The sequence below is a fragment of the Thiovibrio sp. Mzg5 genome (assembly GCF_055379285.1).
Map to the genome: position 1 here is coordinate 2,552,368 of NZ_AP022872.1, position 19,518 is coordinate 2,571,885.

17 protein-coding genes and 2 tRNA genes are annotated in these 19,518 nt (G+C 55.1%); 11 read left to right on the top strand and 8 right to left on the bottom strand.

What is annotated here, in order from left to right; translation table 11 throughout:
- Positions 1 to 212: 212 nt before the first annotated feature.
- The 5 genes from repC to ACZ46D_RS11830 all read right to left on the bottom strand — a co-directional run bounded on the left by repC (position 213) and on the right by ACZ46D_RS11830 (position 4,216).
- Positions 213 to 1,070, bottom strand: coding sequence for a replication protein C, IncQ-type (repC, locus tag ACZ46D_RS11810; protein WP_464927636.1), 858 nt, complete (start codon positions 1,068 to 1,070; stop codon positions 213 to 215).
- Entirely contained in the window at positions 1,057 to 1,917 is an 861-nt protein-coding gene (locus ACZ46D_RS11815) for a helicase RepA family protein (RefSeq protein WP_464927637.1), read from the bottom strand. The genes repC and ACZ46D_RS11815 overlap by 14 nt, the downstream gene beginning before the upstream one ends.
- A gap of 3 nt (positions 1,918 to 1,920) precedes the next feature.
- Positions 1,921 to 2,118 carry a helix-turn-helix transcriptional regulator gene (locus ACZ46D_RS11820; RefSeq protein ID WP_464927638.1) on the bottom strand — a complete coding sequence of 66 codons (198 nt, stop codon included), beginning with the start codon at positions 2,116 to 2,118 and terminating at the stop codon, positions 1,921 to 1,923.
- 117 nt (positions 2,119 to 2,235) lie between these two features.
- Positions 2,236 to 2,958 carry a hypothetical protein gene (locus tag ACZ46D_RS11825; protein WP_464927639.1) on the bottom strand — a complete coding sequence of 241 codons (723 nt, stop codon included), beginning with the start codon at positions 2,956 to 2,958 and terminating at the stop codon, positions 2,236 to 2,238.
- Between the two features lie 37 nt (positions 2,959 to 2,995).
- Positions 2,996 to 4,216 (bottom strand): tyrosine-type recombinase/integrase, encoded by a 1,221-nt coding sequence (locus ACZ46D_RS11830; RefSeq protein ID WP_464927640.1) that lies wholly within the window; start codon positions 4,214 to 4,216, stop codon positions 2,996 to 2,998.
- 450 nt (positions 4,217 to 4,666) lie between these two features.
- On the opposite strand from ACZ46D_RS11830, the gene ACZ46D_RS11835 reads away from it, so the two are divergent.
- The 5 genes from ACZ46D_RS11835 (at position 4,667) to ACZ46D_RS11855 (ending at position 8,866) form a co-directional block, all read left to right on the top strand.
- Complete coding sequence (locus tag ACZ46D_RS11835) at positions 4,667 to 5,734, top strand: branched-chain amino acid aminotransferase (protein ID WP_464927641.1); 1,068 nt, start codon at positions 4,667 to 4,669, stop codon at positions 5,732 to 5,734.
- A 362-nt stretch (positions 5,735 to 6,096) separates the two neighbouring features.
- The gene (gene groES / locus ACZ46D_RS11840; protein ID WP_464927642.1) at positions 6,097 to 6,390 is read left to right on the top strand and encodes a co-chaperone GroES; all 294 of its coding nucleotides are present in this window, start codon (positions 6,097 to 6,099) and stop codon (positions 6,388 to 6,390) included.
- Positions 6,391 to 6,464: 74 nt separating this feature from the next.
- A complete protein-coding gene (gene groL, locus ACZ46D_RS11845) occupies positions 6,465 to 8,123 on the top strand; it encodes a chaperonin GroEL (protein WP_464927643.1) in 1,659 nt (552 codons plus the stop codon).
- Positions 8,124 to 8,253: 130 nt separating this feature from the next.
- Positions 8,254 to 8,330 (top strand) — tRNA-Met (locus ACZ46D_RS11850).
- A gap of 152 nt (positions 8,331 to 8,482) precedes the next feature.
- Positions 8,483 to 8,866, top strand: coding sequence for a hypothetical protein (locus tag ACZ46D_RS11855; protein ID WP_464927644.1), 384 nt, complete (start codon positions 8,483 to 8,485; stop codon positions 8,864 to 8,866).
- A gap of 82 nt (positions 8,867 to 8,948) precedes the next feature.
- Here ACZ46D_RS11855 and ACZ46D_RS11860 read toward each other — a convergent pair whose 3' ends face one another.
- Positions 8,949 to 9,326: a hypothetical protein gene (locus ACZ46D_RS11860; RefSeq protein WP_464927645.1), complete on the bottom strand. Its 378-nt coding sequence runs from the start codon at positions 9,324 to 9,326 to the stop codon at positions 8,949 to 8,951.
- 180 nt (positions 9,327 to 9,506) lie between these two features.
- Between ACZ46D_RS11860 and ACZ46D_RS11865 the strand changes: the two genes are divergently transcribed.
- Positions 9,507 to 9,604: transfer RNA gene (locus ACZ46D_RS11865), tRNA-Sec, on the top strand.
- Positions 9,605 to 9,607: 3 nt separating this feature from the next.
- Here ACZ46D_RS11865 and glyQ read toward each other — a convergent pair.
- Both glyQ and ACZ46D_RS11875 read right to left on the bottom strand, forming a co-directional pair.
- Positions 9,608 to 10,495: a glycine--tRNA ligase subunit alpha gene (glyQ, locus tag ACZ46D_RS11870; RefSeq protein WP_464927646.1), complete on the bottom strand. Its 888-nt coding sequence runs from the start codon at positions 10,493 to 10,495 to the stop codon at positions 9,608 to 9,610.
- Positions 10,496 to 10,560: 65 nt separating this feature from the next.
- Positions 10,561 to 10,902 carry an endonuclease domain-containing protein gene (locus ACZ46D_RS11875; protein ID WP_464927647.1) on the bottom strand — a complete coding sequence of 114 codons (342 nt, stop codon included), beginning with the start codon at positions 10,900 to 10,902 and terminating at the stop codon, positions 10,561 to 10,563.
- Between the two features lie 736 nt (positions 10,903 to 11,638).
- On the opposite strand from ACZ46D_RS11875, the gene ACZ46D_RS11880 reads away from it, so the two are divergent.
- The 5 genes from ACZ46D_RS11880 (at position 11,639) to secB (ending at position 19,513) form a co-directional block, all read left to right on the top strand.
- Entirely contained in the window at positions 11,639 to 13,600 is a 1,962-nt protein-coding gene (locus ACZ46D_RS11880) for a DUF3373 family protein (protein ID WP_464927648.1), read from the top strand.
- Between the two features lie 226 nt (positions 13,601 to 13,826).
- The gene (gene pgeF, locus ACZ46D_RS11885; RefSeq protein WP_464927649.1) at positions 13,827 to 14,573 is read left to right on the top strand and encodes a peptidoglycan editing factor PgeF; all 747 of its coding nucleotides are present in this window, start codon (positions 13,827 to 13,829) and stop codon (positions 14,571 to 14,573) included.
- A 19-nt stretch (positions 14,574 to 14,592) separates the two neighbouring features.
- A complete protein-coding gene (gene rsmB, locus ACZ46D_RS11890) occupies positions 14,593 to 15,924 on the top strand; it encodes a 16S rRNA (cytosine(967)-C(5))-methyltransferase RsmB (RefSeq protein ID WP_464927650.1) in 1,332 nt (443 codons plus the stop codon).
- Between the two features lie 94 nt (positions 15,925 to 16,018).
- Complete coding sequence (gene uvrA / locus ACZ46D_RS11895) at positions 16,019 to 18,856, top strand: excinuclease ABC subunit UvrA (RefSeq protein ID WP_464927651.1); 2,838 nt, start codon at positions 16,019 to 16,021, stop codon at positions 18,854 to 18,856.
- A 180-nt stretch (positions 18,857 to 19,036) separates the two neighbouring features.
- Positions 19,037 to 19,513: a protein-export chaperone SecB gene (secB, locus tag ACZ46D_RS11900; protein ID WP_464927652.1), complete on the top strand. Its 477-nt coding sequence runs from the start codon at positions 19,037 to 19,039 to the stop codon at positions 19,511 to 19,513.
- Positions 19,514 to 19,518 lie beyond the last annotated feature (5 nt).

Sequence of the window (19,518 nt, forward strand, 5' to 3'; positions counted from 1 at the left end):
TCTTTTTTCCTATCGCCCTTTTCTTTTGGGCAATAGGAAAAGAAAGAGTTGAGTTGCAAGGTCAGCTTCCCCGCCTCAAGGCGCGGGGCTGCACCGCGCATGTGGATTATCCTGGATAATCTGGACGGGACTCATGAGATTGCCCTGCGGCCTTATCTGTTGCGAAGTTCCAGGTCGTCGGGTGTCGCTGTTGGTCCGGGGAGTTGTCGCCGTTAGTCCGGGGATGTGTCGGTGTTAGTCCGGGGTCGGGTGATCTCGTATTTTCCCGCGGCATACTCATTTATGGTCCAGCCGACGGCTTCTATCTCTTGCAGAGTCTTTCGGATTCTGGCCTTCCTGTCTCGCGTCCCGCTTGGTCCGCAAGTGTTTGGCCACGCATACGCCATGAGGGTTTCTATGGTGGCTCGCCGTTTTTTCCCTCGATCAACCCATGCAGAGAGGCGCTGGTGTATAAGGCGGGCTGGGTCTGTTTTGAGTGCTCGAACTTCTTGCATGTCGATGCGTGAATGTTGGCGTTCTCCCATGATGGCTTGCGTTAACCTTGGGTTCAGGGCCACGAAGAGTTTGCCTTGTGTTTCATCAGAGGCATATTCAGAGAGCAGCCTGTAGCCTTTTCTCTTGGCTCCCTGGCGGGCAATAATCGACACCTTCCAGAGCCGCTCGATGCTGGCCCGGATATCGCGGAATGTTTTTCCACCATCTATATCCGCATAGCCTATTTCTTTTGCGAGGCTCCGAAGCGATCCTTTGACAACCAGTGCATTTTCGCTTACCGATTCCCATCGGGGTTCCAAAAACAACCGCAACTGCTTGCCGGTTTCCGTTTTTGGATCATCAGACAAAACGATGCCCACCGGTCCCGCCATGGCGACAAGTCCCTGCAGTATTCGCATGTCATCAACCCCAAGAGGCTCGGGGCCGGAAAACTCAATGGTTTCATCTTCTGAAAGTTGATAGACCACATCGAGTTTGAGTTTTTTCCGGTCGCCGCGCTTCAGTGAAAGGAAGAGGCCGGGGGCAAGGCAATGCGCCGGGTCGTGCCGCGCGTGAGTGAGATCATGCTTCTTCACGGCGCTTCACCTTGTTGAGGGGGTTCATATTCGTCAACTTCACAGGAAGCAATACGCCACCCTTTTTGCGCTCATACCAGCGATCCGGTTGAAGATCGGCATAGTTTTGCTTGCACGCGCCAAATCGCACAAAGGCACTCTTTCTATCATTTCCAATCGGCTTGTATCCCTGGCTGGAATTGCTGAGGTGTTCAGCTTCGTGTTCGTTCATCTTTGTCATGAAGCCACACCAACGGACGTTGTCGATTAAGGCGGAAGCGCCCCGTGCTGCTTGTTGCAAGGTATGGCCCTCCTTCCCGCTTGTTTTGTTGACGTGGTGTAGGAAGAGAACCGCCGAGTCGGTCGAGTCGGCCACATACTCCAGTGTCGAGACCAACTGGGCCATGTCGCCATTACTGTTTTCGTCGAGCAGATGAATACGGCTTAATGTGTCCAACACGATTAATCGTGCGCCAGTGCCCAATGCGATTAGCTGGTCGAGGCATTTCGAGTCCATTATGTTGAGCCGTTTCCCCATTACTGGTTCAAGGGTTAAATTTTGAGAAACAGCCACCCTTGATGCAGGAGGTAGGTGTTGCCCGATGGCGTGAATTCGCCGAATCAATGCGGAGGGGGGATCTTCTCCTGCTAGATACACGACTCGGCCCGTCTTGGTGGGGCCGAGCCCCACCAAATCTCCGCCGGCAACACTGCAGGCGATGGATATGGCAGCCTCCAATGTCCAATAGCTTTTGCCTGTCGCCCCTGGAGCCACAAGCGCGCCGACTGTTCCGGCCAGGAACCCGGGCCAAATAAAGTCGAGTTCTGGGGGGTCTGTTTGCAATGCCGCGAGAATATCAATTGCCATCCTTCAGCCCTCACGCGCTGCTGCCCGCTCTTCAATCCAGCCCAAAATTTCTGATTGCAGCCAGCCGACGCTGTTTCCTCCGAGCCTCAAACGTTTTGGAAAAGTCCCTGCTCTTTCTTGTCGCCAGACAGAAACATCGCTCAATCCAACTGCGGCAAGAACCTCTTTTTTTCTCATAACCCTTTCTTGTTTTTGTTCCATGCGGATCTCCCAAAAAAATGCCATGCAAGATGTGTATCCTGCATGGCATAGTAACGGCATGTTATTACAAGAAAAAGTGACACGACTTAGAAGTTGTGTCACTAAAATGAACTCGACTTATCCTGATTTTTTCTTATTTGTGAAATACCACTTCCGAATCGTTTCCCATTTTTCCCCGAATCCTTCGTTTACTAATTGCTCACAGAGACTATCTATACTGGCTTTTGGATTTTCCAATTTACGTTTTTTTATTAGCCGGATAACGGCTTCTCTTTTTTCACTACGGAGGCATTGAGTTACAGGCCCGACACCGCCTCCTTTGTATTCGTCTGCGGATGTTTTTCGAAATCCCAACATATATTCTGCGGCTTGAGCCGAGTACTCTTTATTGGTTGCAACCACTCTCTCTGCCACGCCGTCGAGGTACTCCAGTATCCAATCAGGTAAAGGTTGAGATGCTATTCCCCGACAAGGCCTGTAGGCTAAAAACGCATGCCATGCATATATCGGATTTCCTGTTTCCTTAAATTTATGCTCAGCTTCATCAGCCTTGATCGTATGGTAAATTGCTCGGTACAGTGCATCATTAAGCATAAGCGACGCATATGATTCTCTTTCTGCCTCTCTGATTTCATCTTTTATTTGTGCAATCTCCCTATTGTCGCTGGGCTCCTTTTGGGTCATGCGTTTTTTAAGTTTCTGAGCTACGCCTACAAAATCAGGTAAAATTGGATGGGGAAGCACTTCGAGAAATTCTTGCACCGGAGTATCTTCTTTAAAGAGTTGAGGGGGTTTCTCCCCAAGGTCTTTTTGTTTTAATTCTTTAGTTTTTTTTGTCACCCCGCCTTCCTCCGAGCCATTAGAATTTGATAGTTTTTCAAGTAGCAAACCGGAGGGATATAATTTCTGCAGGTTGTTCTACTGATTCAATGCAGACAATTTCGTATAGCTTCTTTTCCCACTGCGCTAACGCCAGCCGTTTTTCCTTATCGTAGCTGTGCCGGTTATAGACAGCCATGATCCCTTGAAGTTTGTGGCCCAGGACGCGCTCCCCCACCACATCATCAACACCGATCTCTGCCAGTCTGGTGCGTAGTGTTCGCCGCAAGTCATGGGGGGTGAAGCGCTCCGTGATTCCCAGTTCTTGCCAATGGCGCAGAATAGCCTTGGACAAACTATGAGGAGTAATGGGACCCTCCTTAAAATGTGAGCTTTTAAAAACGAACGCGCTTCCTCGGGGCGAATAAAGCCGGGCCTGTTCGATGAGTTCCAGGGCCATGGCGTTGAGCGGCACGCTGTGTGGCTCTTTGCTTTTCATCCGTTCTGCGGGGAGGTTCCATGTGTCGCCGTCAATTTCGTCCCAGGTCATGCCGCAGACTTCACCTGGACGCTGGCCGGTCAGCAGGATCATTTTCAGCGCCAGTTTTGAGACGCGGAAGATGTCCATGGCCGTGTTATCCAAGGCCAGGGCGTCCCAGAGGAGTTTTATTTCTTTGTCAGCAAGGACGCGGCTGCGGGGCTGTTCTTTCTTTTTCCGTAGCCCCACAAGGGGAGAATGCTCCAGAACCCCGCGTTCTGCCGCGAAATTGAACATGCGGACCAGCACTCCTTGAAGCCGGTTCCCGGTAACAGGCGCTCTCGCCCGCACTGTATCAAGTAACAGGGCTGCATCGCGCCGGGTGATTTCTGCCGCTTTACGCTTGCCCCAGATCGGCAGAACATCTTTCTCCACCAGACGCCGCCGTTCTTTCCCGCTGGGTGAGTCTTTTAGTTCCATGTCCCAGTATTCCGTCAGTAGATCACTTACGGTTGGCGATGTTTTGTGAGCGGTTTTTTCTTCCGTCCGCTTAAGAGCGGGGTCAAGGCCTTGCTTAATGATACTTCTGGTTGCTTCGGCTGCATTCCGTGCCTGTAACAGGCTCATGTCGGGGTATTCCCCTAAGGTGATACGACGGGGCTTGCCTTCAAACTGATAACGTAGTAACCATGATCTTCTGCCGCTCGGGAGGACCAACAAGACCAACCCCTTGCCGTCGGTCAGTTCGAAGCGGCTTTCCCGTGGTCGTATTTTTCGTAATTGAGCATCGCTAAGTCCCATGATTGCGCCGTTCCTCTTGTTGTTTTGTGATACAAATTTTGATACAAAATTACTCTTGATTGGGATGGAAAACGATGAAGAGCCTTGAATAAGGAACTATGTCAATTTCCGTGTAAAGTCAAGAAGTTTTATGGTGTTTGTGAAGTGTAAAGAAGGGAGGAGAAAAGGGGGGAAAAGATGTATTTTTTGCCTTGGGAGCAGGAGGCCGGAGGTTCGAATCCTCTCGCCCCGACCATCTTTTCTTCTTCCCCTCCCCCCTCCTCTTCATCCTTGCCGTGACGTTTATGCACACGTTTCCCGTGGCGGTATCAATAAGTTGTTTCAGCGAAGCGCATTATCATTTATATTTATCGTCTTTGATTTTGGTTTTTCATCCGATAGTGGCTTGAAAAGCCGGAAAATACGGCGATGTTGCGTCGAAATGGAGCGTTTTTGTCCGAGGAAGAGAGCATGGATATACAAGTGGAAAAAGTCACGGAAAATGAAGCAAAGCCCAAGCCGGATCAAAATGCCCTGAGTTTTGGCAAATATTTTACCGATCATATGCTGGTTATGGAGTACACCGAGGGCCGGGGTTGGCATGACTTGGCGATCCAGCCATACCGGAATTTTTCCCTGGACCCTGCGGCCATGGTTTTCCATTACGGGCAAGCCATTTTTGAGGGAATGAAGGCCTACCGGGGTAAGGACGGCGGCATCTATCTCTTTCGTCCGGCAGCCAATATCGAGCGGATGAATATCTCCGCGGCCCGGCTCTGCATGCCGCAACTGCCGGTGGACGAGGTTCTCGCCGCGTTGAAGGAGTTGCTGCGACTCGATCAGGACTGGGTTCCCACGGCCCAGGGCGCCACGCTGTATATCCGGCCCACCATGATCTCCACCGAGGCCGCCTTGGGCGTGCGTCCGGCAAAACAATACCGGTTTTTCGTCATCATGAGTCCGGTTGGCGCCTATTATCCGGAGGGATTCAACCCGGTCAAGATCTTTGTCACCGACAAGTATGTCCGCGCCGTGCCCGGCGGGGTTGGCCATATCAAGGCCGCCGGCAACTATGCCGCCAGCATCATGGCGGCGGTGGAGGCCCATCAGGCCGGGTTCACCCAGGTGCTCTGGCTCGATGCCGTGGAGCGGAGGTACATCGAGGAAGTCGGCACCATGAACATCTTCTTCGTCATCGGTGACGAGATCATCACCCCGCCGTTGGGCGGCAGCATCCTGCCCGGGGTTACCCGTGATTCGGTGATCCAGATGGCCAAGAGCTGGGGCCTTGCGGTGGTGGAGCGCAGGATTTCCATCGACGAGGTCCTGGCCGCCCAGGAAAACGGTTCGCTCAAGGAGATTTTCGGCACCGGCACCGCAGCGGTGATCTCGCCGGTTGGCTCCTTGCACTACCAGGGGCGGGACTGCCTCATCAACAACGGGAAAACCGGCGTGTTGTCCCAGAGGCTTTTTGATGAAATCCTGGCCATTCAGTATGGGAGCAAGGAAGACCCCTATGGCTGGGTGACCCGGCTCTGAGTTTTTTTGGCGGAAGAAAAGAGAATGCACCCATGATCTTGGTGCAATTGCTTGATATTTTTTGATAAAAAAAGTAAACAGCCGCTCTTGATTTTTTAAGGCCCGATACATATTGTGTGGCCATCAAGGCAGGAAAGCGCCGCGCGAGCGGTCTTCCCTGCCGCTTCATTTAGGAGCCGTCACAAAATAACTGCTGCGGAGAGCCAATGTTCGTCACGGCTCCTTATGCCGGACACGGCATGGCAATTTCCGGTTATTTTTGCACGACGGCTTACGGGTCGGGAACGCTTTGGGCACCTGTGCCCGCTGTTTCGTTTCATGGTTACACACAATTCATTACCAAACACAACTGGAGGCATTACATGAAAATTCGTCCGTTGAATGATCGTATCCTGGTCAAAAGACTGGAGGAAGAGCACAAAACCAAGGGTGGGCTCTTTATCCCCGACAGCGCTAAAGAAAAACCTGCCGAGGGCAAGGTTGTTTCCGTGGGCAATGGCCGCCTCAACGACAAGGGCGATCGGGTCAAGATGGAGCTCAAGGCCGGCGATCGGGTTTTGTTTTCCAAGTATGGCGGCACCGAGGTCAAAATCGATGGCGAGGACTACCTCATCATGCGCGAGGACGATGTGCTCGGGGTTCTTGAAGGGAAATAACCAGACGCTTGTAATTCGTTACTCCGACAAGTTGTGTAATTTTTTGTGATTAGACGGAAAGGAGAATTAATATTATGGCTGCAAAAGATATCAAATACGGCGTGAAAGCCCGCGAGTCCATTCTCAACGGCGTCAACATCCTGGCCAACGCGGTCAAGGTAACGCTTGGTCCCAAGGGCCGCAACGTGCTGATCGAGAAATCCTACGGCGCACCCATCATCACCAAGGACGGTGTTTCCGTTGCCAAGGAGATCGAGGTCAAGGACCGCTTCGAGAACATGGGCGCCCAGATGGTCAAGGAGGTTGCCTCCAAGACCTCCGACGTAGCCGGCGACGGCACCACCACCGCCACCATCCTGGCCCAGGCCATTTATGCCGAGGGTTCCAAGTTGGTTGCTGCTGGCAACAACCCCATGGACATCAAGCGCGGCATCGACAAGGCTGTCGAGGCAGTGGTTGCAGAGTTGAAGAAAATCGCCAAGCCCACCAAGGAGCAGAAGGAAATCGCCCAGGTCGGCACCATCTCCGCCAACAATGACGCCACCATCGGCAACATCATCGCCGAGGCCATGGACAAGGTCGGCAAGGAAGGCGTTATCACCGTGGAAGAGGCCAAGGGCATGGAGACCACCCTGGACGTGGTCGAAGGCATGCAGTTCGACCGCGGCTACCTCTCTCCGTATTTTGTCACCGATGCCGAGAAGATGGCAGTAAACCTGGACGAGCCCTTCATCCTGATCAACGAGAAGAAGATCGGCAACATGAAGGATCTGCTCCCCATCCTGGAGCAGATCGCCAAGATGGGCCGTCCCCTGTGCATCATCGCCGAGGACGTGGACGGCGAGGCCCTGGCCACCCTGGTGGTCAACAAGCTGCGCGGCACCCTGAGCGTAGCGGCAGTCAAGGCTCCCGGCTTTGGCGACCGTCGTAAGGCCATGCTGGAAGACATCGCCACCCTCACCGGCGGCCAGGTGATCACCGAAGACCTCGGGATCAAGCTGGAGAACATCACCATCAAAGACCTCGGCACTGCCAAGCGCATTGTCATGGATAAGGACACCACCACCATCGTGGACGGCGCCGGCGACAAGAAAAGTCTCGCCGCCCGGGTCAAGCAGATCCGCGCCCAGATCGAATCCTCCACCTCCGATTACGACCGCGAGAAGCTCCAGGAGCGTCTGGCCAAGTTGATCGGCGGCGTTGCGGTGATCAATGTCGGTGCAGCCACCGAGATCGAGATGAAAGAGAAGAAGGCCCGGGTGGAAGACGCGCTGAACGCTACCCGCGCCGCAGTGGAAGAGGGTATTGTCCCCGGCGGCGGCGTTGCCTATCTGCGCTGCTTGGACGCGCTCAAGAAACTCAAGCTCTCCCCGGAAATGGAGCTTGGCAAGCAGATCGTGGCTCGGGCTCTGGAAGAGCCGGTGCGTCAGATCGCCAACAACGCCGGCCTCGAAGGTTCGGTGATCGTTGAGCATGTCAAGAACATGAAGGGCTCCAAGGGCTTCAACGCGGACACCGAGAAGTTTGAAGACCTGCTTGAGGCTGGGGTCATCGATCCTGCCAAGGTAACCCGGTTTGCCCTGCAGAACGCAGCCAGCGTTTCCGGCCTGCTGCTCACCACCGAATGCATGATTGCCGAGCACCCCGAGGAAGATAAGGGTGGTGCCGGCGGCGGCATGCCTGGCGGCATGGGTGGCATGGGCGGCATGGGTGGCATGGGCGGCATGATGTAAAAGCCGCGCATCGCGCCAGTATCTTTGTACTGCAAGTAGCCCCCGGTTTTTTCGTGCGCGGAAATGCCGGGGGCTTTTTTGTGGTTGACAATTGCCGCAAAATCTTGAATATAAGGACTTTCTTTTGCACGGCGATGTAGCTCAGCTGGTTAGAGCATACGGCTCATATCCGTAGTGTCCGGGGTTCAAGTCCCTGCATCGCCACCATTTGTTAAGATAACTCGTTGAAATTATGCGGGTTGCAGTATATAAAAAAGCTCTCGCTTCGATCCGGCACCTCAGCCGGCACATCGGACGGGAGCTTTTTTTATGGCGAATACTGCTTTGTTGTTTAGGCGTTACAGTATAAGGAGAGCACCGTGTTCAAAAAAACTATTCTGTGGCTGGTGTTTATTGCCGCCGCGCTCATGCTGCTCTTGTATTATTTCGGCGCAGCAAAGTTTGATTATACACTCACGGTGAATGGCGAAGAGATTCACGGCCTGCCGGGAGTTGCTTTTGCCACGGGAGGGTTGTTGGTTGCCGCACTCGCAGGGGCGGGAGCATTGGCTCTTGTTGCCCTGGTTTTAGCGGGTACATCAATGGTCTTGCTGGGGGTGATGGCGGTTTTCTTCCTGGCCCTGCTCTTTGCCTTTTCCCCCGTGTTGGCGCCTGTTGTCGGCGTTGCGATTGTTATAGCGCTGGTCGTTCGAAGGCGGAAAGGCAGTCCGCACCAGGATGTAGGACAGCCCGGACCAGAGTGATGAATTGTGGCAGGTTGTTCACCAATAAAAAAAGCGCCCCCTCGGGAGCGCTTTTTTTGTGTCCGGTGATCAGGGGATGGAGTTAATCGTCATCCTCCAAATCGTCGTCCTCAAGCTCATCGTCTTCAAGAGCCTCGGCTTCGTCATCGGTTTCCTCATCCTCGGTTACGGCCTCGTCGTCACCGGGCAAGTCATCGTCCGCAGAGGTGTCTGATTCCTCCTCCGGTCCGGCGACAAGTTCGCCTTCTTCCTCACCGCTCGGTTTACGAACCTTTGACGGGGGCAGGATTATGGCGGTTATTTTTACAATATCTTGTCGCACCAGCGGATCTGCAAGACAAAAGGCACATTCGGCAATGTGCTTTTCCATGAAGGAAACCATGCGGGCGGGCGCCATGGATTCTTCCTGGACTTGGGCATACCATGATTTGACAAGCCCCTGCAAGCGCTTGCATTCCATCGTTACGTACTCCTTTGTCTAATTCAAAACCCCGGCGCAACCTCACCAAAAAACAAGCCCCATGCTTGCCCTAAGTCGAGCCATATGTACCGTATTTTTTTCCCGCTGCCCAGACTCTTTTGTTAAAAAAAGAAAAATGTTGTTTCCCTGCGGCCAACATTATATCTTGGCACAGCGGATGGAAGTGGAAAGGGCACTGGTGGCTCTCCCGGACTTCAAATCCGGTGCACCGGGTTAACAGCCTGGTGGGTGGGTTCGATTCCCATGCACTTCCGCCACAATCAACTCAGATTTTCGTCTCGTGTCTTCATCAACGGATATCCCATTTTCTCCCGCTGGGCCACAAACTTCTCTGCCACCTTTCTGGCGATATTCCTGATCCTGCCGATATACCGGGTCCGCTCCGCAACGCTGATGGCCTTTCGTGCGTCCAGCAGGTTGAAGGTGTGCGAACATTTGAGGCAGTAGTCGTAGGCCGGCAGGATCAGCTCCGCATCCAGCAACCGGTGGGCCTCGGACTCAAAGGTGTCGAAAAACGAGAGCAGGGCCGTCACATTTGCCTGCTCGAAGTTGAAGGTGGAAAATTCCACCTCGGCCTGATGAAAGATATCGCCGTAAGAGACCTGGGAGTTCCAGGCGATATCGTAGACGCTGTCCACCCCTTGCAGATACATGGCGATGCGTTCCAACCCGTAGGTCACCTCCACCGTGATCGGAGAGAGCTCCAGGCTGCCAGCCTGCTGGAAGTAGGTGAACTGGGTGATCTCCATGCCGTCCAGCCACACCTCCCAGCCCAACCCCGAGGCGCCCAGGGTCGGGGATTCCCAGTCGTCCTCGACAAAGCGGATGTCGTGCGCCAACGGGTCGAGGCCGAAGCGGGTGAGGCTCTCGATATAGAGATCCTGGATGTTGGGGGGCGACGGCTTGATCATCACCTGAAACTGGTAGTAATGCTGGAGCCGGTTTGGGTTTTCGCCATAACGGCCATCGGTTGGCCGACGCGAGGGTTGGACATAGGCAACCTTCCATGGCTCCGGTCCCAAGGCCCGCAACAAGGTGGCCGGGTGAAAGGTGCCGGCCCCCACTTCCATGTCATACGGCTGTTGCAATGCGCAACCCTGTTCTGCCCAGAATCTGCTGAGTTCGAGAATGATATCCTGAAAATACATGTGCGTTCCTTGTGTTCTATCTCTCCCCTCCCCCTGCGGGAGGGGTCGGGGGTGGGGGAATTACCTCAAAGGCACTTATGTCTGATGGTCTCAAGCACGCCTTCGAGATTTTCAAAGACTTCGTTATTCCAGAATCTCAAAACGTTGAATCCATTCATGGCAAGACAGGCATCTCTCTGTTGATCTTTGTGCCCAGCTTCCGCATGCTGTCCTCCATCAATCTCGATGACGATTCGTTTGTCAAAAGAGACAAAGTCAACGATATACTTTTCAATTGGTTGCTGACGACGGAATTTTACACCTTCAATCTGGCTGTTCCGCAAATGCTGCCAGAGTCGATGTTCCGCGTCAGTAAGATTATGGCGCAGTTCACCTGCTCGGCCATGCAAGGGATGCCGTGGCTTCATAGCCGTTTCCCCCACCCCCAACCCCTCCCGCAAGGGGAGGGGAGATTTTGTCGTGCGTTGCTGATACCCCTCTCCCGCGAGGGAAGAATTTGCCAAGCCGTGCGGATAACCCCCTCTCCCCTCGCGGGAGAGGGCCGGGGTGAGGGGGAAAACCCAGACCATTTCCAAACTAAACAGTACAGGGTGGTCTTAATGCTCGAGAATAAGACAAGAATCTCAGGCCCTCATCCTTTAATACATAGCAAGCAGGGCTGGCAAGATTTTTTTACGAACAACAGGGGAGATAGGCGGCAGCAGGGGAACGAGCGGGGCGTCGGTCCTTCGCCGGCAGGATGCCAGGGGAGCATATTTTGTCAGCGAATTTCAAGCAAGCTGGCTGCTGAAGGCTGGCAGGCCTCAGCCTTTTCCTGAAGGGGTATTCATATTTTATACATTTTTATTTTGACAACCGCGCCATACTGCGGTAACAAAGTACAAATCTTTATATTTTTATGGGGAGTTGCCTTGCAAGCTGAGAGCTGCCAGCTTACGGCTGTCAGCTAAATAATCAGTTCACGATCTTGCTGCCACCATCGAGGGGGGAGCATGAACCATAGGGGGCATGTGGACGTCGCATGCCACCGAGAGGGAGGGGGGAGCAATCGCCCCAAATTACCAAATATTTTCTTAAGGAGAAAGTGGGATGGTGAAAAAAATTTCTGTATTGGCACTGGCCGGTCTTCTGGCTCTACCTGCCATGGCTTCCGCAGGTGCGGGCGGCGCAGCCGCAACCACCTCGGACATGCAGGCTCAGATGGATGCTCTGACCAAGCAGCTTAATGCCCTCAAGGCCCAGATGGCCGATATCAAGACCTCGCAGGACCAGAAGTTCGAGGATTTTGATTCAAAGGCGGACAAGTGGGACATGGCTTCCCGCTTCCAGTTCTCCGGCGATTTCCGTGCGCGCATGGACTACGCAAAGGCTGATACCCCGGCGCATTACGAGGCCTTGAATGTTGGCCGCGGGGTAGTCGATGTGTTAAGTGCTGGCTCCACAGCAAACGTCGATGCCCTGCTTACCGCGTTTGGTATGACAACGGCAACACCGTTGGCAACTTTTGCAGGGGCACTAGCCGTAACACCCCGGGTTAATTTTATTGCAGCTGCAACTGCTGCATTCACTCCTTTAAGTGATGCCGCTACTGCCGCAAAACAGGCAACGGATTTAGCAGCAATTTTTTATAATCAGGAAGTGGGCACTTTGCTTGGTGGTATGCCTGCGGGAACAACTGTTGGAAACGTAACCGCTTCTTTTGCCGACGCACAGTCTCTTGTCGGTTTTATGAAAAATTTGAGTCCGGCAGCGCGTGCCTCAGTATTCTCTGCTATGACTGGCCGCCCAGCTATTTTTGGTGTGGGTGGGTACAATCCAACCGTTGCCCAGGATTACGCCAACGACACGATCTGGACCAACCGTTTCCGTCTGGACATGCGGGCCAAGGCTCTGGAGAATGTCGAGTTCAAGGGCCGCTTGGCCATGTACAAGGCCTGGGGCATGCAGAACAACCCGGCTGACTATTCTTACAACAACGGCATGGGCGGCGGGCCTTTTGCTCTGGCCGGCTACATGAGCAACTTTGATGGCGCCACCACCCGTAACCCCAATGATTCCATCCTCCGGGTTGACCGCGCTTTTGTTAACTGGAACGCCATCGGCGGTTCCCCGGTCTGGTTTTCCATCGGTCGTAGGCCTACCACCGACGGGCCGCCTGCCAACATCAAGCTTGGTTCCGACGAGCGGATGGCCACCCCCAGCGCGGTCATGGATTATGCCTTCGACGGTATCTCCGTGGGCTATGCCTACAACAACCTCCTTGGCATGGCCGATGCCCCTGGCCGGGTTCGGGTCTGCTACGGTCGTGGCTTTGAGTCCGGTCCGGACAGTGACCAAAACCGTACCCTCAACGATACGGATTTTGCCGGGGTGAGCTGGGATGTCTTCAAGAAGGGCAACCGCTTCCTCTACCTCCAGTCCTTCGGCGCCTTCAACATCTTCAACGTGCCGGACAACGTCAAGTTTGCCAATCCGCTGGAGTTTGCTGCCTGGGAGCTTGACAATACCCAGTACAATCCGTTGCAATCTGATAAAGACTTGATGCTGGGCCGTGCCAATCTGGGTAACATCTACCACACCTCCGGCGTGTACTCGGACAAGTTCCAGAACCTGAACTACTTTCTTGGCGCAGCCTGGAGCCGCACCGATGCCCAGGGCATGGACGAGATGGGTACCAGCCTGTTGGGTGAGTGGTGGAATGAGCCGGAAAATCACAACGGCTACAATGCTCATGTCGGCGTACGCTACGACATGAACGATCTCGGCCTGAAGGTCGGGGCTGAGTACAACCACGGTTCCAAGTACTGGATCGCCATGACCCCTGGCCATGACGACATGTATGTCTCCAAGCTGGCTACTCGCGGTGACGTGTACGAGGTGTACGGCATCTACGACATCCCAGGTGGCGAGGCCGTCTCCAAGTACGGCAAGGCCTGGATGCGTCTTGGCGTTCAGCATTACGAGTATAACTACAGCGGCAGTGGCTTCTGGTTGGGCGAGCCCCACAAGATCGAAGACTTGAAGAGCGATCCTATGATGGCTCAGTTCTACACCCCCATTGATTCAATGAATCAGGTGTACCTGACCTTCGAGGCATCTTTTTAATCCGGTCTCTTGTGTAGTACCTGTTGTTCTTGTAATATCTAAAAGAGGGAAGGGCGCAAGCCCTTCCCTCTTTTTGTTTGAGATTGTAAAAATTCTGCACCCGCTTATATTGATCAAATGTTGCGTCTGCTCACATATGTCAGCAGCTGCAGTGAGCAGACTTCCCCATACTTTTTTGCGGGCAACTCGCCCCAGTTATTTTTCAAGCCCAACAACTAGGCCCTCCGTGATTTTTTTCTCCCATCTCTCGGCAGTTTCCAGCGCCACGTTTTCGCGTCATGGGGGTGCGAGTGAGGCCCCCTATCATTCGCGCAATATCGGCCTGCATGTTGGCGATGAAGAGGAGCGGGTTCTGCAAAACAGAGCGTTGATCAAGGAAGAGCTTGGGCTGGTGCGCCTGGTTTCGGCCAAGCAGGTGCATGGGGACAGTATTTTGAATGTGGACTGGCTACCGGATGCGGACGTGGAGCATGCGGGCCATGACGCCCTGATGACAAATATCCCCGAAGTCGGCCTGATGATCCAGCAGGCCGATTGCCAGGCGGTCATGCTCTATGATCCGGAACACGGGGCCGTGGCCAACATCCATTCCGGCTGGCGGGGCAGCGTGGCAAATATCATTGCCAAAACCGTGACTGCCATGACCGTTGCATATGGCACACGGCCAGCCAGCTTATTTGCCGCTATCAGCCCCTCCCTTGGGCCATGCTGCGGGGAGTTTGTCAACTACCAACAAGAACTGCCACCGGCCTTTCATGGCTATCAGGCACAACCCAATCATTTTGATTTTTGGGCCATCAGCCGTGATCAGCTCCGCGACACAGGGGTGCGTATCGAACAGATTGAGATCGCCGGGTGTTGCACGGTTTGCGATGGGAATTATTTCTCCTACCGCCGTGAAGGGGTTACCGGACGCTTTGCTTCGGTAATCGGGATGCATAAGATTGGCCCAGAAGCACGGAGATCAAAATGAAGCAGGTGAAACAGATTTTATGATCAATTCCCGCACAATAGCGATGGATACACTCCTTGCCTGGGAGAAATCGCAGGAGCCCCTGGATCAGGTGCTGGAAAGCATGTTGTCCAGCGAGACCCTGGACGACCCGCGTGACAGGCAACTAGTCATGGCCCTGGTCTATGGGGTTGTCCGCTGGCAAGGCTATCTGGATGCAATTATCCAGAAATTTTCCAGCCATCCCCTGCGGACCATGAAGCCTCTCACCGTAACGGCCCTGCGGGTCGGCCTGTATCAGTTGGTTTTTTTGGATCGGATACCGGAATCGGCGGCGATCAATGAAACGGTGCAGGCCTTGAAATTGGCCCGGCAGCCGAAATGGCTCACCGGCTTTGTCAACGGGGTGCTCCGTGCCATGGTCAGACAGAGAGCATCCTTGCCCGCGCCCGACGAGGCGGCGGCGGTGTTGAGCCATCCGGCCTGGCTGGTGGCGCGTTGGGAAGCGCTGTTCGGCCCGGAACGTACCCGGCAAATCTGCTGGATAAACAATACCTCGCCACCGTTGGTGGTGCGGGTGAACAGTCGCCGCATTACCACAGACGATTGGCTGGCCCTTCTGCGGGAAAATGCGATTGAATGCGAGCGCGGCCTTTTTGCCCAGGATGCGGTGCGGATCAATAATTTTCAGGGCTCGGTTACCGCCCTGCCCGGTTATGGGGAAGGCTTTTTTGTGGTGCAGGATGAGGCGGCCCAGCTGGTCAGCCAATTACTGGCTCCGTTTTCCAACGCCAGATATCTTGACGGCTGTGCAGGGCTTGGCGGCAAGACCCTGCATCTGGCGCAGCTGGTGCCGGACAGCGCCACGGTGGTGGCGGTGGAGCCCAGTCTGAAACGTCAGGCCCTGCTTAGAGACAATTTACATCGCCTTGGTGGGCCGGAAATAGAAATTCACGGGGGAACGCTCCAAGATTTTTCCGAACAGCGTCAGGGCGGCTTTGCCGGCGTTCTCGTTGATGCCCCCTGTTCCGGGCTTGGCGTTATCCGGCGGCAGCCTGATATCCGCTGGCAGCGATCGCTGGAGGCATTGCAGGGCTATCAGAATAGGCAACGGGAGTTGCTGGGAGCTGCGGCAGGGCTTGTCGAAAAAGGAGGCGTGCTCGTCTATGCGACCTGCAGCATTGATCCTAAGGAAAATGACGAGGTGATTGGTGCCTTTATAGACGGACATTCCGGATTCTCAATTACCCCGGCGCAGGAATATCTGCCCGAAGCGGCCAGGGGCTTCTGCGATGGGAAGGGTTTTTTAAAAACCACCCCCGAGCAGGGGCTGGATGGTTTTTTCGCGGCCAGAATGGTGAGAAAGGGATAGCTCGTTATTGTGCTCTCACGATTGATGATTAATGTGAGTTATTACGGCGCGCAAAAAACAGCGCCATTCGTTGTGAACTGCCAATTGGTGTTCCATGGAACCGAAATACATCAGCATCCGTGGTGCGCGGATGCACAACCTGAAAAATATCAGCGTGGATCTGCCCCGCAATAGGCTGGTGGTTTTCACCGGCTTGAGCGGTTCGGGCAAATCTTCGCTGGCCTTTGACACCCTCTATGCCGAAGGACAGCGCCGCTATGTGGAATCGCTCTCCACCTATGCCCGGCAGTTTCTGGGGCAGATGGAAAAGCCAGAGGTGGATTCGCTGGAGGGGCTTTCTCCGGCGGTGTCCATCGAGCAGCGGACCACCAGCCGGAACCCCCGCTCCACGGTGGGGACCATCACCGAAATCTACGATCATCTGCGCTTGCTCTTTGCCAGGGTGGGCAGGCCTTATTGCCCGGAGTGCGGCGAGGAGATCCGGCCCCAGTCCGTGCAGGACATGGTGGCAAGCCTGCTTGCCCTTGCGGAGGGGACCAAGATCGTCCTGCTGGCCCCGCTGTTGGACGGGAAAAAGGGCGAGCACCAGGCGGTGCTGCAAAAACTCCGGCGGGAGGGGTATGTCCGGGCGCGGATCGACGGGGAGGTCCGCGATCTGGCCGAGGAGATCGTCCTGGAAAAGAACAAGCGTCATACCATCCAGGCGGTGGTGGACCGGCTGGTGATCAAGCCCTCGGTTGCCAGGCGGTTGTCCGATTCCGTGGCCACCACCGTGCAGTTGGGCCAGGGTTTTTTGTTGGTGCAGTTGCCGGAGGCCGGCAAGGAGATCCTCTACAGCGAGCATGCCGCCTGCGTCCGCTGCGGCAAGAGCCTGCCCGAACTGACCACCCAGCTCTTTTCCTTCAACAACCCCAAGGGCGCCTGCCCGGAATGCGGGGGTCTGGGGGTGAAGCAGTTTTTCGATCCCGAGCTGGTGGTGCCCAACCCGCGTCTCAGCCTCAACCAGGGGGCCATTCTTCCCTGGCAGTCCAACTCGCCCTCCACCTATACGCAAGAGCTCATGGCAGGGCTTGCTCAACGATACGGTTTCTCCCTGGACACCCCGTTTGCCGATCTGCCCGCACGGGCCAAGGAGGTTATTCTGCACGGGAGTGGCTTTGAGGATGTATCCTTCGACTATGTGCGTTTTCGCCGGCTGCATACCCACCGCAAGCCCTTTGGAGGGATTCTCCCGCAGCTGGCCCGGCGGTATCTGGAGACCGGCTCCGGCTCGGTGCGGGAAGAGCTGGAACAGTACATGAACGAGCAGGACTGCCCGGCCTGTCATGGGGCGAGGCTCAGGCCCGAGGCCCTGGCCGTCCGGATCGGGGAGTGGAATATCCATGGGCTGACCAGCCAGAGTATCGGGGGGCTCATGGAAATCCTGCCATCCCTTGCCTGGACGGAGCAGGAGCTGTTCATCGCCGAGCGGATACTGAAAGAGATTTTGGATCGGCTTTCCTTTTTGCATGATGTGGGCTTGGGCTACATCTCGCTGGCCCGCAAGGCGGCAACCCTCTCCGGCGGCGAGGCCCAGCGGATCCGGCTCGCCTCCCAGATCGGTTCGCGGCTGGCCGGGGTCTTGTACATTCTCGATGAGCCGAGCATCGGTCTGCACCAGCGGGACAATGCCCGGCTCATCAACACCCTGACCCGGCTGCGGGATCTGGGCAATACCGTGCTGGTGGTGGAGCACGACGAGGATACCATCCGGGCGGCGGATCATGTGCTGGACATGGGCCCGGGTGCCGGGGTGCATGGGGGGGAGGTGGTCTACAACGGCGAGGTGGCGGGGCTGTTGCGTCACGAAGCATCCATCACCGGCGGTTATCTCTCCGGGCGCTTGTCCATCCCGATTCCCAAAAAGCGGCGGCGGCCCGGTTCGAAAAAAGCCTGGCTCACCATCCGGCAGGCCACGGCCAACAACCTGCAAAAGATCGATGTCCGCATCCCCATTGGCCTGATGACCTGCGTCACCGGGGTTTCCGGCTCGGGCAAGAGTTCGCTGGTGATCGAGACCCTGTTCAAGGGAGCGGTCAATTTTCTCGCGCACCCCGAGGGGCAATCCGGCAAAGGCTGTGCCTTTGAGGGTTTGGAGCAGGTCGACAAGGTGATCGACATCGACCAGAGCCCCATCGGCCGTACACCCCGCTCTAATCCCGCCACCTATACCGGGTTGCTTACCCCGGTGCGCGAGCTTCTGGCCCGGTTGCCCGAGGCGCGGGCTCGGGGCTATCAGCCGGGCCGCTTCAGCTTTAACCTGAAGGGGGGGAGGTGCGAGGCCTGTGAGGGCGAGGGGGTGATCAAGATCGCCATGCATTTTCTGCCGGACATCTATGTGACCTGCGAGGCCTGCGGCGGCAAACGCTACAACCCCGACACCCTGGACATTACCTATCGGGGTAAGAATATCGCCGAGATCCTGGCCATGAACGTGGAGGAGGCCCTGGCCTTTTTCGCCAAGGTCCCCCAGATCAAGGGCAAGCTGCAAACCTTGCTGGAGGTGGGGCTGTCGTATCTTGCCCTGGGCCAGTCCTCCGTGACCCTGTCCGGGGGCGAGGCGCAGCGGATAAAGCTGGCCAAGGAGCTGAGCAAAAGAAGCACCGGCAGAACCCTGTACATCATGGATGAACCGACAACCGGGCTTCATCCGGCGGACATCCAGCATCTGCTCCATGTGCTGAACCGGCTGGTGGAAAGCGGCAACACCGTGGTCATCATCGAACACAATCTCGATGTGATCAAAACTGCCGATCATCTCATCGACCTCGGCCCGGAGGGCGGGGATCAAGGCGGTGCCATTGTCGCCCAGGGCACCCCCGAGGAGGTGGCCCGGGTTGAGGAATCGTACACTGGATACTTTCTCAAGAAGATTCTGGTAGAAAGGGTTTAGAGTCTTAATGCGAAAAGTCCAAACCTAGTCACCTGAGGAAGCTTCCGGCGATTCGGCGGAAAATTAAAAAGACCCGTTGAAGTTTCGGCATATTTCATTATAAAGAATGGAGTGCGGTATACTAAGCAGGTTGAAACGTGGCGGTTGCCATACAGAAACTCAGACAAGGAATTGCGAATCATGGCAGAAGAGAATAAAGAGGACGCTCAGGCTCCGCAACCACCAATTTTCCGGTTGCAGAAAATGTATCTCAAGGATTTATCCTTTGAAAATCCCGAGGCTCCGGATGTTTTTCTTGCCAAAGGCGAACCCAAGGTTGATGTGAACCTGGGCTTGAAGCACCGGAAGTTGGAAACGGAAGACCATTATGAGGTCACCCTGGCTATTACCGCCAAGGTGACCAACAGTCAGACCGAGAAAACGCTTTTTATCATCGAGGTCGAGCATGCTGGGGTGTTTTTGCTGAAAAATATCCCGGAGGAGCATATGGCGCCGGTCTTGTCGGTGGAATGCGCGGCGCTGCTCTTCCCGTTTACTCGACAGATAATCAGCCAGGTTTCGGTGGATGGCGGGTTTATCCCTTTTCTCATGGAGCCGATCAATTTTCATGCCCTGTATGAAAATTCAAAAAAGCAGAAGGCGGCGGAACAGCAATAGATGTT

Bases quoted from the DNA above. Each gene is read 5' to 3' on its own strand.
- ACZ46D_RS11830 (WP_464927640.1), bottom strand. From the start codon at position 4,216: ATGGGACTTAGCGATGCTCAATTACGAAAAATACGACCACGGGAAAGC.
- secB (WP_464927652.1), top strand. From the start codon at position 19,037: ATGGCAGAAGAGAATAAAGAGGACGCTCAGGCTCCGCAACCACCAATT.
- ACZ46D_RS11880 (WP_464927648.1), top strand. From the start codon at position 11,639: ATGGCTTCCGCAGGTGCGGGCGGCGCAGCCGCAACCACCTCGGACATG.
- ACZ46D_RS11860 (WP_464927645.1), bottom strand. From the start codon at position 9,326: ATGGAATGCAAGCGCTTGCAGGGGCTTGTCAAATCATGGTATGCCCAA.
- groES (WP_464927642.1), top strand. From the start codon at position 6,097: ATGAAAATTCGTCCGTTGAATGATCGTATCCTGGTCAAAAGACTGGAG.
- rsmB (WP_464927650.1), top strand. From the start codon at position 14,593: ATGATCAATTCCCGCACAATAGCGATGGATACACTCCTTGCCTGGGAG.
- groL (WP_464927643.1), top strand. From the start codon at position 6,465: ATGGCTGCAAAAGATATCAAATACGGCGTGAAAGCCCGCGAGTCCATT.
- ACZ46D_RS11820 (WP_464927638.1), bottom strand. From the start codon at position 2,118: ATGGAACAAAAACAAGAAAGGGTTATGAGAAAAAAAGAGGTTCTTGCC.
- ACZ46D_RS11875 (WP_464927647.1), bottom strand. From the start codon at position 10,902: ATGAAGCCACGGCATCCCTTGCATGGCCGAGCAGGTGAACTGCGCCAT.
- ACZ46D_RS11835 (WP_464927641.1), top strand. From the start codon at position 4,667: ATGGATATACAAGTGGAAAAAGTCACGGAAAATGAAGCAAAGCCCAAG.
- uvrA (WP_464927651.1), top strand. From the start codon at position 16,019: ATGGAACCGAAATACATCAGCATCCGTGGTGCGCGGATGCACAACCTG.
- glyQ (WP_464927646.1), bottom strand. From the start codon at position 10,495: ATGTATTTTCAGGATATCATTCTCGAACTCAGCAGATTCTGGGCAGAA.
- ACZ46D_RS11815 (WP_464927637.1), bottom strand. From the start codon at position 1,917: ATGGCAATTGATATTCTCGCGGCATTGCAAACAGACCCCCCAGAACTC.